The 16,011-nt window shown below is 70.6% G+C and carries 10 protein-coding genes and 1 pseudogene; 2 read left to right on the forward strand and 9 right to left on the reverse strand.

Features of this window, described 5'->3' with window-relative positions:
* The first annotated feature begins 168 nt into the window (after window positions 1–168).
* Window positions 169–1,428: an SLC13 family permease gene (locus tag GA0115234_RS01555; RefSeq protein ID WP_093538994.1), complete on the forward strand. Its 1,260-nt coding sequence runs from the start codon at window positions 169–171 to the stop codon at window positions 1,426–1,428.
* Between the two features lie 1,047 nt (window positions 1,429–2,475).
* On the opposite strand, the gene hemC is transcribed toward GA0115234_RS01555, so the two are convergent.
* The 9 genes and pseudogenes from hemC to GA0115234_RS01605 all read right to left on the reverse strand — a co-directional run bounded on the left by hemC (window position 2,476) and on the right by GA0115234_RS01605 (window position 14,662).
* A complete protein-coding gene (gene hemC / locus GA0115234_RS01560) occupies window positions 2,476–3,435 on the reverse strand; it encodes a hydroxymethylbilane synthase (protein WP_093538995.1) in 960 nt (319 codons plus the stop codon).
* 438 nt (window positions 3,436–3,873) lie between these two features.
* Window positions 3,874–4,362 (reverse strand): hypothetical protein, encoded by a 489-nt coding sequence (locus tag GA0115234_RS44220; RefSeq protein ID WP_141718363.1) that lies wholly within the window; start codon window positions 4,360–4,362, stop codon window positions 3,874–3,876.
* A 356-nt stretch (window positions 4,363–4,718) separates the two neighbouring features.
* Entirely contained in the window at window positions 4,719–5,828 is a 1,110-nt protein-coding gene (locus GA0115234_RS44225; RefSeq protein WP_093538997.1) for a bifunctional class I SAM-dependent methyltransferase/NUDIX hydrolase, read from the reverse strand.
* Window positions 5,829–5,902: 74 nt separating this feature from the next.
* Window positions 5,903–6,297 (reverse strand): annotated as a pseudogene (locus GA0115234_RS43065) (D-alanyl-D-alanine carboxypeptidase family protein); the annotation flags it as partial.
* Window positions 6,298–6,308: 11 nt separating this feature from the next.
* Complete coding sequence (locus GA0115234_RS43070) at window positions 6,309–7,466, reverse strand: NUDIX domain-containing protein (RefSeq protein ID WP_256088533.1); 1,158 nt, start codon at window positions 7,464–7,466, stop codon at window positions 6,309–6,311.
* A gap of 23 nt (window positions 7,467–7,489) precedes the next feature.
* Window positions 7,490–8,326, reverse strand: coding sequence for a class I SAM-dependent methyltransferase (locus GA0115234_RS01585; protein WP_093538998.1), 837 nt, complete (start codon window positions 8,324–8,326; stop codon window positions 7,490–7,492).
* Window positions 8,327–8,367: 41 nt separating this feature from the next.
* Entirely contained in the window at window positions 8,368–9,594 is a 1,227-nt protein-coding gene (locus GA0115234_RS01590) for a methyltransferase (protein WP_256088535.1), read from the reverse strand.
* Window positions 9,595–9,600: 6 nt separating this feature from the next.
* Window positions 9,601–10,539 carry an NUDIX hydrolase gene (locus GA0115234_RS01595; protein ID WP_093538999.1) on the reverse strand — a complete coding sequence of 313 codons (939 nt, stop codon included), beginning with the start codon at window positions 10,537–10,539 and terminating at the stop codon, window positions 9,601–9,603.
* A 2,308-nt stretch (window positions 10,540–12,847) separates the two neighbouring features.
* Complete coding sequence (locus GA0115234_RS01605; RefSeq protein WP_093539000.1) at window positions 12,848–14,662, reverse strand: flavin-containing monooxygenase; 1,815 nt, start codon at window positions 14,660–14,662, stop codon at window positions 12,848–12,850.
* A 179-nt stretch (window positions 14,663–14,841) separates the two neighbouring features.
* Between GA0115234_RS01605 and GA0115234_RS01610 the strand changes: the two genes are divergently transcribed.
* On the forward strand, window positions 14,842–15,903 hold the full coding sequence (locus GA0115234_RS01610) for an SDR family NAD(P)-dependent oxidoreductase (protein ID WP_093539001.1): 1,062 nt from the start codon (window positions 14,842–14,844) through the stop codon (window positions 15,901–15,903).
* Window positions 15,904–16,011: the final 108 nt, after the last annotated feature.

Consider the following 16,011-nt stretch of genomic DNA (forward strand, 5'->3'; position numbering starts at 1 on the left):
GGCAAGGCCGACCCGGCCGAGTGCCGCCGCACCGATGCTCCCCCAAGGCCGGTCACAGGTCCCCGTGTCGCTTCTCTGTACTGGGCGCTGGCCGAAGCCAAGGAAACCGCGGGGATTTCCCGGCCGACCTCCCCGTCGCCGAGCCGCCCGGCCGGAGAAGATAGCGCGGTGAGTACTGCGCTGGCGGAGGCCCTCTCCGCCGTTCTTCTTGCGGTCGTGCTGGCATGCGCGGTCGTCCGCCCGTTCGGCTGGCCGGAGGCCGCCGTCGCAGTTCCGGCCGCCGGTGTCGTCATTGCCACCGGGGCGATCTCGCTGGCCCACGCGGCCGACGAGGCCGCCCGGCTGGGGCCGGTGATCGGGTTCCTGGCCGCCGTGCTGGTCCTGGCACAGCTGTGCGACGACGAGGGCCTGTTCCACGCATGCGGGGCGTGGATGGCCCGCACTGCGGCAGGCCGGCCGCGCCGCCTGCTGGTACAGGTCTTTGCCCTCGCCTCGGTGATCACCGCGGTGCTCAGCCTGGACGCCACCATCGTGCTGCTGACCCCGGTGGTGTTCGCCACCGCCGCCCGGCTCGGGGCTCGGTCCAGGCCGCACGTGTACGCGTGCACCCATCTGTCGAACACCGCGTCGTTGCTGCTGCCGGTCTCCAACCTGACCAACCTGCTGGCGTTCGCCGCCAGCGGGCTGAGCTTCACCCGGTTCGCCGCCCTGATGACCCTGCCCTGGCTGGTGGCCATCGCCGTCGAGTACGTCGTCTTCCGCCGGTTCTTCGCCACCGACCTGGACGCCGGCGCCACGGCCCCGGCCACCGCGGAACCGCGCGAGGTGCCGGTATTCGCGCTGGCCACCGTGGCATGCACGCTGGCCGGGTTCGTGGTGACGTCCGCAGTCGGGACCAACCCCGCCTGGGCGGCGTTCGCGGGCGCCGCCGTCCTCGCGGTCCGTGCCCTGGCCCAGCGCCGCACCACGCCTGTCGCCATCCTGCGCGCGAGCGCGGTGCCGTTCCTCGTCTTCGTCCTGGCCCTGGGCATCGTGGTCCGCGCCGTCGTCGACAACGGCCTCGACACTGCCCTCGGGTACCTGATCCCGGACGGCACCGGCCTGGCCGCCCTGCTGGGCCTCGCGGTGCTTGCCACCGTCCTGGCCAACGTGATCAACAACCTGCCCGCGGTGCTGGTGCTGCTGCCGCTGACCGCCCCGTCCGGGCCCGGCGCCATTCTCGCTGTGCTGCTCGGGGTGAACATCGGGCCGAACCTCACCTATGCCGGCTCGCTGGCCACCCTGTTGTGGCGGCGCATCGTCCATGCCCACGACGCCGAGGTGGAGCTGAAGGAGTTCACCCGGCTCGGCCTGTATGCCGTACCGGCGAGTCTGGGCGCCGCGGTGCTGGCACTGTGGGTCTCACTGACCGCGATCCAAGGGGGCTGACCCCATGGCCGTGGTGGTCAGGTTCGTCGAGGGCACCCGGCCCGGCTGCGTGGACGCTGCCCGCACCCACGCCCCGAAGGCGCGGACATGGTCCTGCTTCATGCCACCCGGGTACGGCCCACGGCGCGTTTCACCGGTCTGCTCACCCGCGACGGCGACCGCCCCACCTCGGCACCACGGCCTCGGCGCTGTCGGCTACGGTGCTGACCGTCTGGCACGTGGACACCCGGAACCATCGATGAATGGATCAGCGGGATGCAGCCCGGGATGCGGCATTCGACAAGCCGGGCCCTCTGGCTGTCCGAACGAGGCCTGTGGATTCACTCATTCCTTCGCGGCGTACAGGCCCCCAGCCCGCCGCAAGTACGGCTACTACGTCTGCCCGCACCTCGTTGACGGCCACCTGACCGCCCGCGCCGACCTCGCCCGCCGCGAAGCGGCGACGGTGCGGGCAGCGGCTGCGACGATGGCGAGGAACTCGCGGGCGTAGCGCTCCCATTCGCCCCGGAGGGTGGTCGTGTCGGGCCGACGGGGGCGAGCGTCGCTGAGCAGGGCGAGGGCGTGCTGAGCGAATGCTTCGGTGTCGTCGACGGCACGAAGGCGGCCGGAGAGGTGTCGGCGCCGTCGAGGTGGCCGGGGATGTCGGTGAGCACCATCGGGAGGCCGTGTTGACGGCCCTCCAGAATGGAGATCGGTACAAGCGGCTCAACCGACACGAAGGCACGTGCGCCGGCCAGCACGCTGTCCACGAGATCCTTCTGCCATACGGCGCCGAGTCGGATGACGTGCTCGGTGATGCCGAGGCGGTCGGCGAGCAGGCGCAGGGGTCCTGCGTCCCTGCTCGCTCTTGGGCGCGCGGATCATCCTCACCCAGCGTTCTCCCGCACGGCGGCTGAGGGTACGCCCCCTGCCACCCCACATCTCGGGCCCGTGGGCCGCAACGTGGGGTGGCCGCGACGGTATGAGCCCGGCATATCGGTTTCTGCTCGGCCGGATCCCGGGGCGGAGCGAACACCGCCCGGAGCTGCTGCCGGACCGTGTGACCTGTTATGACGGGGAACTCAGGAGAGCGGCTGCGCCCGCGTCGAGGAGCTGCCGGCCCGCGCGCCGTCCGGTGTGGGTCGCGTGGGTGGCGGGGCCCGAGGCGGTCGTGCGGATCCGGGTGCCGCCGGCCGGATCGAGGACGACGGCGTGCACGGTCACGTTCCCGGCTGTCGGGTCGTGGACGGCATGGACGGACGCGGCGGTCAGGCAACTACCGCACAGGGTGGCGAGCGCGGCGCGTTCGGCGTCCAACATGACGCGGGTAGGACCGTGGGTGAGCGGGGCCAGTAGATTCCCGGTGACGGGATCGTCGCTACGGTGCTCGATCGCGACGATCCCCGCTCCCGACGCGGGCAGCCACTGGGCCGGATCGAGGATCTGTGAGGCCCGCTCGGCGAGGTCCAGGCGGCGCAGCCCGGCCAGCGCGGCGATCATGACGTCCACACCGAGGGCCCCTGTGTCGAGGCCGGCCAGCCGGGAGTCGGCGTTGCCCCTGATAGGCACCGCTACCAGCCTGGGGTACAGGGCGCGCAGGAGTGCTGCCCGTCGGGGTGCGCTTGTGCCGACCCGGGTGCCGGGCGGGAGTTCGGCGAGCGTGGTCGGCGGGTGCCCGGCGGGGAGGACGAGGACGTCGCGGGCGTCCTCGCGGGGCAGGACGGCGCCGACGGTGATGCCCGGGGCCCGGTCGTGTGGGCCGGGCAGGTCCTTGGCGCAGGCGATGGCTGCTTCGATCCGGCCGTCGAGAAGGAGGGCGTCGGCGGACCGGGTGAAGGCGCCCTTCCCGCCGATCTGGGAGAGCGGGCCGCGGTGCCGGTCGCCCTCGGACGTGATCGTGACGATGTCCAGACCGGTCTCGGGGTAGCGGTCGCGGAAGAGCTCGGCGAAACGCCCGGTCTGCTCCAGGGCCATGGGGCTGGGCCGGGTGCCCAGTCGAACGGGCCGGGTGGTGACGGTGCTGCTCATGGTGATGGTCGGCTTTCAGAGGTCGGGGTGGTGGGTCAGCTGGTGGTGTACAGGAGGGCGAGGGCCGCCCGCAGGGTCTGGTCGGGGGCGTACCCTGGTGGTGCTGATCACGCGCCCGTCCGCATACAGCCAGACAGCCGCCACCCTGGCGCAGCGGGGTGGACGCCTCAGCCGCGTATGCGGGTTTGAAGACGGTCATCGGCACGATGACGGGGCCGCCGGCATACCGGGCCAGATCGCTGACCAGTTCGGTGGTCAGGGTCCGCCGGAGAGGCTGCTCCTGGCCGCCTCCCGGGCAGCGTGCGTGACCGGCGAGCGCGGTCCGGCAGAACACCACCGACGGCCTCCGGGCCGGCGATGAAGTGCCGGTTGTCGCCCCGCGCGAATTGATGGCGAGGGTGCTCTTGCCGCCGCCGAACAGACCGTTGAGCCAGATGATCACATGCCCTCCACGGCCGCGGTGAGCGTTCCGCCGTGCTCAACGGGGGCGTGGAGGGCCACGTCACGGCCCGGCCACCCGAACACCATGCGTGACAACGGTCTGTCCACCACATCTCCCACGGGCAGCAGACGGTCGGGCGTTCCGGCCGGATAGACACTCAGCGCCGGGTCGCCGCCGCCGTCGCGCACGTCACGGTTCCAGGCCCGTACCGTGGCCGCCAACTGCTCGGCGAGCTGCGGACCTTGCCCTCCGAACGCATGGACAACCCACTCCCATTCCTTGCCGGCCGGACTGTCGCCGTGCCGGGTCCGGACATGGACGAGGTAGGCCAGTGAGGCATCGCCGAGGATCGCCGGGGCGTCGCCGTCCTTCGCGATCAGGGTGACGCCGGTTCCTGTGTTCCGGTGGGCGGACAGACGGCAGAAGTCGGGCAAGGCCGTGGCCATGTAGAGCTGGATCGAGCCGAAATGGAAACCGCTGCTCATCTTCACCCCGGTGGCGACCGCGTGACGCCTCCTCCGGCCCCTGAGTGGGGGCGGGGTCGCTGTCCTCGAACCGGAGCAGCTCACCGCAGAGAAGGCCGACGACCGGGACGGCACGTGCGTGCTCACCCTGGGCGCGGACGAACCCGCAGTGCGTGAACCTCTCCGCATGCAGGACATCCCCGGTACGCCGGAACGTGATGGCCCGGGTATGGCCGCCGATCTCCAGCGGCAGGACGAGGCGCCGCCCTCGGTGAGCTGCCCGCGCCACGCCGGGGCGATGTCCCATACGCTGTAGGTGATCACGCTCCCGTCGAATCCGCCCTGGGGAACGAGGCCGGCCCTTGGCCACCACGGCATCAGCCATCCGGGCGCGCAGCCGCGTGGCCTCGGCCGGCTCGCCGGGCACGGGCAGGGACGGCAATGGCGCACGGGTACGAATGGATGGGCGGCAGCCCTGGCAGCGTCCCTGGCCACACCGCGTTCAGCGCCTGGGCGGAAGGCATGAAGATCCTCCCCAGCGTTGCCAGGGTGTGCGGCGGGTGCCACTCCCAGCGCGAGAACCTCTCCGGCTCCCGTAGTACCGGCTCGCCTTCCCAGTCGGTGACACGGATGACCGGAGAGATGCGGCGCATGTCCAGCCGGTCGTCGTGCAGGATCGTGATGACGTGGGCGTCCTCCTCGTACGCGGTCAGACCAGTCTCCTCCGCCAACTCCCGTACGGCGGCCGCCTGTGCGGACTCGCCCGCCTCGACACGGCCGCCGGGCAGTTCCCACATGCCCCGGATGGAACGGCCCAGAAGGACGTCTCCGGAGGCGTTGGTGACCACGGCCGCAGCGCCCATGACCGCTTGCGGGGCAGGCCGGCCCTTCTCCACCGCGGTGAACGACCCGCCCGCCCCTCGCAGCACCAGCACCGCCAGGCCCTGCGCATCGAACCTCGCGGCCTCCTCGAAACCGTCCGTGATCTGGCTGAGTTCGTCCTCGTCCAGGGCAATATGTCGACGCCCCTGCGGGGTGTGTTCCACGACCGGCGTGATGACGACGACCGCGCCGCCGTCACGCAACTGCGTGCCCAGAGCGCGCAGGACGCGCGAGCGAGCTTGGATGAATGCAGCACTCAGCCGCAGGGTGACGAGGTCGTAGCCGCCCTTTTCCCCCTCGGGCGGGCTGGGCAGCGGGTCATGTTCGATGTCCAGGCACAGCCAGCGCACTCCCTGCGCCTCGGGGTGCTCCGCACGGGCCCGGACGAGGGCGCCTCGGGTGAAGTCGATCGCGTCGACGTGATATCCCATGCGGGCCAGCTCGACGGCGAGTTCACCGGTTCCGGATCCGACGTCGAGGGCCCGTCCGCCCTCGGGTGCCGGAACGTGCTCGGCCAGTAGTGCCCGTTCGGCGTCGCTCAGTGGACGAAACCCCTGCCCCGCGTCGTAGTGCTTCTGCCAGGTGCCCTTCCGGACATGCTTCAACGCTCCGCGCTCCTCTTCGTCTTGCGGTCTTTGACGTCTGATCGGTCCGGACGGCCCCGGCGCCCCGCGGGCGTGCCCGACCGGGAGGACTTGGTCAGATCAACGGCGGCGCCGGCACTGTGCGGGGCGGTCTCCGGGGGAGACGCATAGCGGCTGGCCGCGGTCCGCACCTCCTGCGGCGTCCGGTCCGGATGCAGTGCACGAAGGCTCTGTGCGTACCGCTCGAAGAACTCCTGCTGCAGGGCAGGGGGGGCCGGTATCCCTCGACGACCAGCACACGTTGCCCTTCGGGCAGATGGCGCTGGGCACCCAGCAACCGGTCACGGACGCGTTGACGCAGGTGTGCGAAGGCCCCGTCGGGGTCGCCCCTGCGCCCGTCGACCAGCAGGGCCTCCGGACCCGACCGGAGATCGACGAGCGGCTCGCCGCAGTCGCGGACCGGCGCCGCGGCCACCCGCGGTTCGGCCATCAGGATGATGCTCAAGTGTTCCCCCAGCCCCAGGAATCGATGTACGCGGCCACACCGGTCCGGCGCGCCTCCTCCACGGCGGTCAGGCGGGCGAAGTCGCCAGGCGGCATCAGCTCTTTCCACCCGGCCATCGGCAGGACGCGGACCTCGTCGTGTTCCTCCGCGTTCAAGGAGATCCCACGGATCTGCTCTGCGGTGAGCCGGCCGCCTTCGAAGACGCAGCCGATCGTGCTGCAGGGCCATCCGCCGCCGGGCGGGCTGTACACCGTGGCCAGGAGCCGGGGCGGCCCGGTCGGCGTGATCCCGATCTCTTCCCCGCACTCCCGCACGGCCGTCTGCCAGGGGTGCTCACCAGGGTCCGTCGTGCCGCCCACCAGCTGCCACGGATACGCGGGGGAGTAGACGGAGTGGACCTGGAGCGGCCGGTCGTCCTCGTCAGTGAAGTAGAGACATCCCCACATAGTGGCCTTGGGCACTGTTTCGGCATAGTGCTCCAGCGCCGTCGAGGGACTGACGGCCTCGCTGCTCGGCCGCATGCCCGGAACGGTCAACTGTGCAGCGGCCGCCGTCATCCGCAGCAGCGCCGGGCTGCCCACGAAGCCCGGCTCGCGGTGGAGCGGCGCTGCCGCCTCGCTCGTGTGGGGCTCGAACAGCGCACGGTTGTCCGGCCCGCCCGTCCCCACTGCCGGGAAGGGGCGGCACCGGTCGAGGGCCGGGGTGTAGGCGATCGGGTCCCCGGGCTCCTGGAAGTGCACAGCCATCAGCCGGCCGGACCGGTAGGCGTCCAGCCCGGCCCGGCAGTACGCGACCATAGTCTCCGGCAGGGCGTTGAGCGGGAACCAGCCCATCGCGTCACACACAGCCGGCTCACGGACACCGGGTGTGCCCTGCCAGGTGCGGACCTCGAAGAACATCCCCGTCCTGGACCCGCCTGCAGGACTACGGTGGTGCACGGCGACCGCGAAGCGGACGTCCGCCGGGTCGATGGACACGTCGGCCTCTTCCGCCGCCTCGCGGATCAGAGCGCCGACCACGTCCTCTTCGGGGCCGTTGAGATGTCCGGAAACGAAGTGCCACAGGCCAGCGGCATAGACGGAACCGGCTCGGCGGGACAACAGTACCTCCGGCCCGTCCTGGCCGTCACGGCGCAGGATCAGGTGGACATCCACCGGCTCGGTGTGCCGCCCCGCGTTCACACCGCACCACCGCGGCGGGCGAGCAGCACGGTGAACACGGCGTCCTCGACGAGCCCTTCGCCGTGCGCGTACTCCTCCAGGAGCACGCGCGCTTCCCGTTCGAACCGGGCATGCCGACGGCCGGCCTGTCCGGGCGGAGTGCCGGGTTCATGGAACAGGGCGGGGCGGGCGAAGCTCGTGCTGCGCAGGTAGCCGACGACCTGATCGGGTGTCCATGCGCGGCGGACAGGGAAGCGGTGCTCGGTGACCTTGCCGAAAGCGGACTCGGCGAGGTCGTCCTCGTAGCGGCTGCTGGGTTCGGCGTACGCCCCGCTCGTACCGGCCCGCCGCCCGTCACCGAGGCAGGACTGGAGCAAGGCCTTCAGGGCTTCGGTCCAGCGCGCCTCGTGCGTCCAGAGGCTTCCGTCGCCCATGACCGCCACCGTGGCTGTGGGGCTGGTGACCCGGTCGGCCATTCCCAGAGTGGCGGGGCGGTCCAACCAGTGGAAGGACCGGGCGCAGGTGACGAGATCGGCTCTGTACCCGTCGACCGGTGCGGAGAACGTCTCCGCGGGGACAGCGTGGAAGACCACTGCGGTCTGTCCGCGCGCTGACCGGAGTCGCCCGGCGGCAACGCGGAGCATGCCGCTGTCCTGGTCGACGAGGTCGACGCGGGCGATCCTGGGAACGGCGGGAAGCAGGGCGGCCGGGACCTGGCCGGTGCCCGAACCCAGGTCCAGCAGGGTCGGCCGGTCGCAGCCGTCCAGGGTTTCGCCAAGGAGCCGGACGGCTTCGTCGGGAATCCCCGGGCGGTAGCGGGCGTAGTCGGCCGCCACTGAGGCGAACAGGGTCACAGATCCTCTTTCCGTGGGGGAAGTGCGGGGCGGACGGGCTGTCATGGCGTGGCGGGGAGTGCGGGCAGTTCCCATCCGAGGGCAGTGGTGCCCGTCCCGGAGGTGACGTGCTGCGGGGCGCCGTCGTCCGGAATGTCGACGTGGAAGGACGTAGGGGACCCGGCCCGCACCCAGAGGCCGTGGACGTGTTCGAACTCGGCCCACACATCACGCCGACCATGGACACGGACGGTGCCGTCACCGGGACCGGCCACGGCCCAGGAGTCCTCCTCGGGGGCCACCAACGTGAGTGTGCCGGCCTGGAAGTGCCGCACCACCCCGGGAACGAGGTACGCGGCCGCCACCCAGAGCCCGTAGGCCTCGTCCGCGGGCGGGGCGGAGGCAGTGGTGCGGGGGAGACCGGGGCTGTCCGCGATCCGGGGCAGGTGGTGCTCGGCGGTGAGCCAGGCGTACCCGTGCAGGGGCCGGTGGCCGCGAGGACCGCCCTCCAGGACAGCTTCTCCACGCCCTCCCCTCGTGCGCGTCACCAGGCAGTGTCCGGGCCAGCTCGGCGTCCGCGTCACCAACGTGGTCACCAGCCGTCCGCCGGGAGCGAGCTGGTCCACCCACGCCGACGGCAGGCACGGCACGCCGATTCCGGAATGGATCCGGTCGTACGGCGCCCGCGCAGCGTGCCCGTCGACCACGTCACCGGCCACCACCCTCGCGCCGGCGCCGACCCGGTCGAGCGTCTTCTGCGCGAACGCGGCCATGTGCTCGTCCCGTTCGACACCGACCGCCCGGCCGGGCGCGGTGAGCGCAGCGGCGAGCGCGAGCGAGACGCCCGGCCCGGTTCCGAGGTCCAGGTACTGGTGTCCGGCAGCGATCCGCATCCTCTGGAGGACATCCACGTACGGGGTGAACGTCGACATCGCCGTCATCCGGCCCCCGCTCACCACGCCACGGACCTGACTCTCCAGCCGTTCGCCGTCACGCTGGACCCGGACCGACTCGCCCGAGTACACGAGCTCCAGCCACTCGGCCCGGTCCTTGGGATGTGCTCCGTCCAGCAGCTCCCACACCACCGGCTCGCTGCTCTGTTCACTACGCCGCACGTACGCCCGTGGTATCAGCACGCCGCGGTCCAGGCGCGACAGCACATCCCGCAGGCGCGGATCGGTCGGAACCCCGTCGGCTTGCAGGCGTTCGACCAGCGCCAGGCGCGCCGACGCCATGTCGGCGCGCCGGCCCCCCGCTGCCGAGTCGGCCGCGCCGGATTCGGTAGGCACCACAGTTCACCTGCCACCGGTGTCAGGCACTGCTCGTGCCCAGCCGAGCTCGGTGTACGCGGTGCCGGTGAGGATGCCGTCGATCGCGGCACGGGTGTAGCTGACCATCGGGTCCGGCAGACCGCCCAGCGGCCACCACTGCCAGGCCGTGCACTTGTCGGGCTCGCGGACCTCCGGCTCTCCAGCCCACCGGCTCGCCCGGAAGAACAGCTGAATCCGAGGTTCGGCGTTCTCGTGATCGTCGAGCAGGTGCACGGTGTGCACCAGGGCGAGGTCTGCGGGCTCGATGACGAGCCCGGCCTCCTCATACGCCTCCCTGACCAGGCACGCACGAACGCTCTCCCTTTCCACATGACCGGCCAGGGCATGCCACTCGCCGCCCGCGAACGCCGCACCCGGGTGACGCAGGCCAAGGAGCGTACGGCCGTCGCGTTCCAGGAACAGATGCGCGCCGATCACGTTCTTCACCGCTCCTGCCTCGCCCTGACCGGCATCGCCCCGTGGCCCGGACAGCGGCGGTGCGGGGTGCTCGGTGTGGTGGGCCTTGATCACCTCATGAGCCCACCGGCACATCGACAGCTGCTCCATGGTGGCGACGTCGAACCAGGCGAACATGATCCCTTCGGTGACGGGCAGGTCATGAGCGGCGCCCTCCCAACGGGCCGCGTAGACCCGGATGTTCCCCTCGGAGACGTTCGGGCCGTGGGCCTGTACGGTCGTGTAAGGGGCGACGTCGGAGAGGACAAGCCCCGTCTCTTCGAGGATCTCGCGGGCGATCGCCTCATCCAGGGACTCGCCTGGCTCGGGCCCGCCGCCGACCAGGGACCAGGTACCGGGGTCGCAGATCGGCTTGTGCGCATCCCTCAGATGCAGGAGATACTCGCCGCGGCCGTTGCTGATCAGCACAGCGGTGCTTGTGTACCGAGCGGAAGTGGACGTGTTCAAGGAAACCTCCTGGGCCGGGGGAGTTCTTTGTACGTGTCAGGCTGGCTGCACGACTCTCGCGTTGCGAGTGAGCGATGCAAGGCCCCCGAAGAGTTCGAGGACGTAGATGCGGTCGACGTTCGCCGTCGCGGCCAGTCGGCGCGTGACCAGCACAATGGTGTGATCGTCTTCGGCCAGTGACCACAGACGCTGAAACGCGGCGGTCTCCGCATGGGGATCGAAAGCCGAGGCGGGCTCGTCAACGAGGAGGAACGGCGCGGTCCGGTACCAGACCCGAGCCGTACCCGGTTTCTCCTACTGCCCGCCGGAAAGCTGAACTCTTCGCCCGTACCCTCTGAAGACGATCGCGTCTCAGCCGTGCGGGAGACTCTCGACGAGGTCCAGCACGTCTGCGGTACTCGCGGACTCCTTGCCCCGGTCCATGTCCCGTGGCTGGTCGCCGACACCGATGACCACGTTCGTCGCGGCAGCGGTGTGCCAGTGGACCGGATGACGTGCCTTCCTGCCACCTCGGTGGCGTCCTCGGCGTCGGAGAGGAACAGTATTTCCTCATAGAGCCGGTTGACCTGCTGCACCAGCGACTTCAGCCGCGCGATACACGTACAGATGGCGATGACCGCGGTCCCGCCGACCGCCAGCGGCAGATCACCACTGCTCAACAGCCACCACAACAATCCATGGCCGGCAAGGGAGGCCAGACCGGAGAACCCCCGGGCTACCAGGACGTTGCTCATACCCACGGTCAGCCGCAGCATCGAGCGGGCCGACACCGCCTGCTCCACCTGCGGCTCCAACCGCCCGGACGTTGCAGCCGACCACGCCGACAGCAGGGCCACCACTGCCAGAACCACCAGGAACGGTAGGGACTCGCGAAGCTTGTCCGCGGTTGGGCCGTCGGTGAACAACCGCGTCAGGACACCGTTGACCGCCACCAGACCCCATGCGGCGGTGGACTGTGCTGCCACGACCTCCGTCAGTGTCCGCCGGTCGACCTCCCACCCCGTACGCAGCACCATCGCGGCCATGCGGGGCAAGGCCGCCATCTGACCGAACCCCAGTCGGGTCAGCGCCCCTTCGCAGCGCATGAAGTCCTGCCCCCGCTTTGCCCACGTCCTCACAGCCGACACTCTCGCCCGGGGGACGCCCGGCGGTCCGCCGACAAGCCTTCGGTCGCACGGGCCCGGTGCGGGGCGGACATGCTGCGCGTGGCACCGGCGGACGGAGCCACCAACTTCCTGCACATCAGTGGCGGGAGGAGCCGGGGCAGGCCGAAATCGTTCGAATCCGAGGCATTCACAGACACGGGCGGGGAGAAGGGGCATCGTGTCCTCCATCAGGTCATCGAATGGCACGGGTGCTCTAAGAACGGGCTCCGCCGCTCGCCGTAACGGGTGACGGCGAGGGGAATGGTGGGCATCAGTGCGAATATTGCGGCGTGCGCCAGAGGTGCAGCGTGGCGCATTCGAAACGCCTTCGTTCGATAGCTGGTCGCTCGTTCGCCCGTGCCCCGAGAGTTTCTGGCCAACCTGAGAACCAGGCCGATCCGTCGCGGGAGGCATGGGAGGCCGTGATCCGCGATCGCCGTCGTGTACGGGCCCACGCCGTGGATCTGCTGGAAGGTGAGGACGAGATCGTCCGCAGCTTGGAGGTCTTGTGCGGCGTGGTCGCGGAAGAAGGAGGCGAAGTGGGAGGAGGGCTGTGCCGGGAGTTCGCGCGGCCAGCCTTGCAGGTACTGCTGATAGCGGACCCCGCCGCTAAGGGCTGTCCCGTAATCCCTGGTGGGCGTGCGACGACGGCCACGGCACCTCGCCGCGTTGTCGGAACGCTCGAATACATCCAGTATTCGGGCGTCCCTCCGCCTTGCGATGCACCGCGTCCGACGCCGCACGCTGATCCACCAGGGATTACGGGACAGCCCTTAGTTCAAGTCCGTATAGGATTTCCCGGGCAGCGTTCAGGAGAAAGTTCAGAGATTGACAAGCCGGAGAACATGCGGCCTGAACCGCAGAGAAAGATCCCCGTCGAGGTAATAATCGGCGGGGCTCGCCGCGTAGTTCGTCGGTTGCGGAAGATCGGAGAATGATCTGAAGCGAGATCCGTCGGACGCGGGCCAGCCTTCCAGGTACCAAGGCTGTCGGAATCCACGCTCGTTTGGTGTGAAGGAGGATCTGCCCGAGGCAACTCGGCCGCGCAGTCGACCAAACCGCCGCCCACCTGTGCCGCATTATCCGGACCGGCCTCACCGCGAGCGCCTTGGCCGAGATTCTCAGCGACACGTGTGCGCCGGGCGACGCACGTCGGGCGGGCGTCAGACCGGGGTGGAGACCTTGGGTTGCAGTACCTCGACGATGTTCTCCGCGCGCCAATGGCGCAGGAGGTCGTGGAAGGCGACGGCGCCGTGCGGGTATGCGAGGGGGCCGTTGGGGCGGCCGCGGCCCTCCCGGTTGTAGTAGCCGGGGGTGCACTCGGCGTGGAACCATTCGTGGTCGGGGGCTCCCTGGGCGCAGACGTCGGTCCAGGCGTCCTCGGCCTCACGGGTGGGCTCCACGACGGCGCCGTGTTCTTCCGCGGCGGCGACCAGGGCGGCGGCGTGCACCGCCTGCTCGTCCAGGATGTGCGTGAAGTTCACGCTGCTGGCGTTCTGCAGCGAGCCCATCTGGATCAGGTTCGGGAACCCGTTGCTGGTGAAACCGTGCAGGGTGCGTGGGCCGCGCTGCGTCCGTACGTCGAGGAGCCGGATCCCGTCGCGGCCGGTCACGGGCAGTTTCCCGGAGGTGATGCCGGAGACGCCGACGGAGAATCCGGTGGCGAACACCAGGCAGTCGAGTTCGTACTCCACACCGCCCACGACGACGCCACGTGGGGTCATGCGCTCGATGCCGTGGCTGTCGGCGGTGTCCACGAGCGTGACGTCGTTCCGGTTGAACGTGGGAAGGTACCGGTCGGAGAACGTGGGGCGCTTGCACGCGTACCGGTACCAGGGCTGGAGGGCCGCGGCGGTGGAGGAATCGGTGACCTCGGCGTCCACGCGGTCCCGGATGGCGTTCATCGTGGTGTGGTCGGCTGCCTCGTAGGCGACCTCGAAGTCCGGCTCCCCGTCACGGCGGAAGCTCGGGAGGAGCTTCTCGAGCAGGGCTGACGACTCCGTCCAGCGGTCGGCGACCAGGTCATGCTCGGTGTGCTCCCCGGACACGATCCGTAGGAAGTTCTCCCGGCGCTCGGCCGCCCAGCCCCTGCGGGCCGCCCCGACCTCCTGTGGCGTCATGTGCCGCTGTCCGCGCACGTCCACGGCGGAAGGGGTGCGCTGGAAGACGTACAGATGTCCGGCATCCTCGGCCAGCAAGGGGATGACCTGCACGCCGGTGGCGCCGGTGCCGACGACGCCGACCCGCTTGCCGGCCAGGCCCGTCATCCCGCCCTCGGGGCTGCCGCCGGTGTAGCCGTAGTCCCAGCGGGAGGTGTGGAAGGTGTGGCCTTGGTAGTCCTCGATGCCGGGGATTCCCGGCAGCTTGGGCTCAGTAAGGGTGCCGGTGGCGGTGATGACGTAGGTGGCGCGGAACTCGTCGCCGCGGTCGGTGGCAACCATCCACTGGTGTGCGGTCTCGTCCCAGGTCAGGGAGGAGGCGGAGGTGGAGAAGAGAGCGTCCTCGTACAGGTCGAACTGCTCGGCGATGCGCACCGCATGCCTGCGGATCTCCTCGCCCGGGGCGTACTTCCACCCGGGTATGTGGCCGGTTTCGTCGAGCATCGGCAGGTAGACGTGCGACTCGACGTCGCAGTGGATTCCCGGGTAGCGGTTCCAGTACCAGGTGCCACCGAAGTCACCGCCCTTCTCGATGACGCGCACCCTTGCCACACCCTGTCGGCGTAGGCGCGCGCCTGCCAGGATCCCGCCGAATCCGCCGCCGATGACCGCGACGTCCACGGCGTCGTGCAGAGTCTCGCGCTCCGGCACCACGCCGACGTACGGGTCGGCGGCGAAGTAGCCGAACTCCGCGGATGCCGACCGGTATTGGCTCGGTCCCTCGGGGCGGACGCGGCGCTCCCGCTCGATGCGGTAGCGCTCGCGGAGGTCTGCGGTCTGCTGCGGGGTGGGCGGAGTGTCGCGCTGCGGCAGGGTCATGGGGGGATTCCTCTCTCGGGGGAGGTGCGCCGGCCGGGTCGCGTGAGGTGGGGCAGTGTCCCCGCGGCACCCCGCGCGGTCACAGGTACCGTAACCCAAGTACCGGACAACACTGTCCGGTTGGGGTGGGTCCCGGCGCACACGGCCCTGCCCGAGCGCCACGACACGAAGGGCCCACGATGTCGAACCTCACCCCCGCCTCCCCGCTGCGCGACTGGCTGGCGGATTCTGTCGCCGGGCAGACCCTGCGCGGTCTGCTGGCTTCGGAAGGACAGAGCGAACAGGCCCTTGCCCCGGCTCTCGGTCTGCCGTTGGAGCAGCTGGCGAAGATGTCGGGCGGAAAGTTCCCGCCAAGGCTCGTGGACACACTCGTCAACGCCGTTGAGACCGGCCGGGTCCCGGAGTGGTTGCCCACCGCTCCTCCGGCAGCCACCGTGTCGGCCATTGAGCCCGGCCTCGGCGTCGGGAAAGGCGCCTCCGAGACGTGGACCGAGCAGGTCACGGCCGGTCGCTTCGGTGGCCAGACCGTTGTCGTCACCGGCGCGGCCGCCGGTATCGGCAGGGCCGTGGCCTCGCGCATCGTGCGCGAGGGGGGCTGCGTCGTCGCGGTCGACGTGTCCACCGACGGACTCGAGGCACTGGCCGCCGACCTGGGCGAGGCGGTCGTGCCCGTCACCGCCGACATCACCGCGCCCACGTCCGCAGCCGCCGTCCTGGCCGCTGCGGGCGGCCGTGTGGACGCCCTGGCGAACGTCGCGGGCGTGATGGATGACGACGCCGCCGTGCACGAGGTCGACGACACGATCTGGGAGCGCGTCCTGCGGATCAATGTCGACGGCCCCATGCGTCTGATGCGCGCGGTCGTGCCCGGCATGCTCGCCGCGGGCGGCGGCCGGATCGTCAACGTCGTCTCCGAGGCCGCCCTGCGCGGCTCGGCGGCCGGCGCCGCCTACACGACCTCCAAGCACGCCCTGGTGGGCCTGACCAGATCGTCGGCCTACCAGTACGCGGGCACGGGCGTTCAGGTGAACGCCGTCGCCCCGGGCGCCGTGGCCACCGGCATCCACGTGCCGGCCGGCGCCCCGTACGGCTCGGTCCGCACCGCGAAGATGCGGGTGGCGATCCCCGGCCTGGCCATGGCCGAGGAGCTGGCCGCCTCGATCACGTTCCTGCTCAGCAAGGACGCGGTGAACATCAACGGCGCGATCCTGCCCTCCGACGGCGGCTGGTCGGCCGCCTGATCGCTGCCGGTCGAGCCCCTCCCGCAGCTCGCCCCCTCAGTGAAGGGGCCCCCTACAACCCCGGCACCACAGCCGGGGCACTTCTCCTGCACGACACGGCGTCCGGAC

It is taken from the genome of Streptomyces sp. DvalAA-43 (assembly GCF_900091725.1).
GTDB classification, from domain to species: domain Bacteria; phylum Actinomycetota; class Actinomycetes; order Streptomycetales; family Streptomycetaceae; genus Streptomyces; species Streptomyces pulveraceus.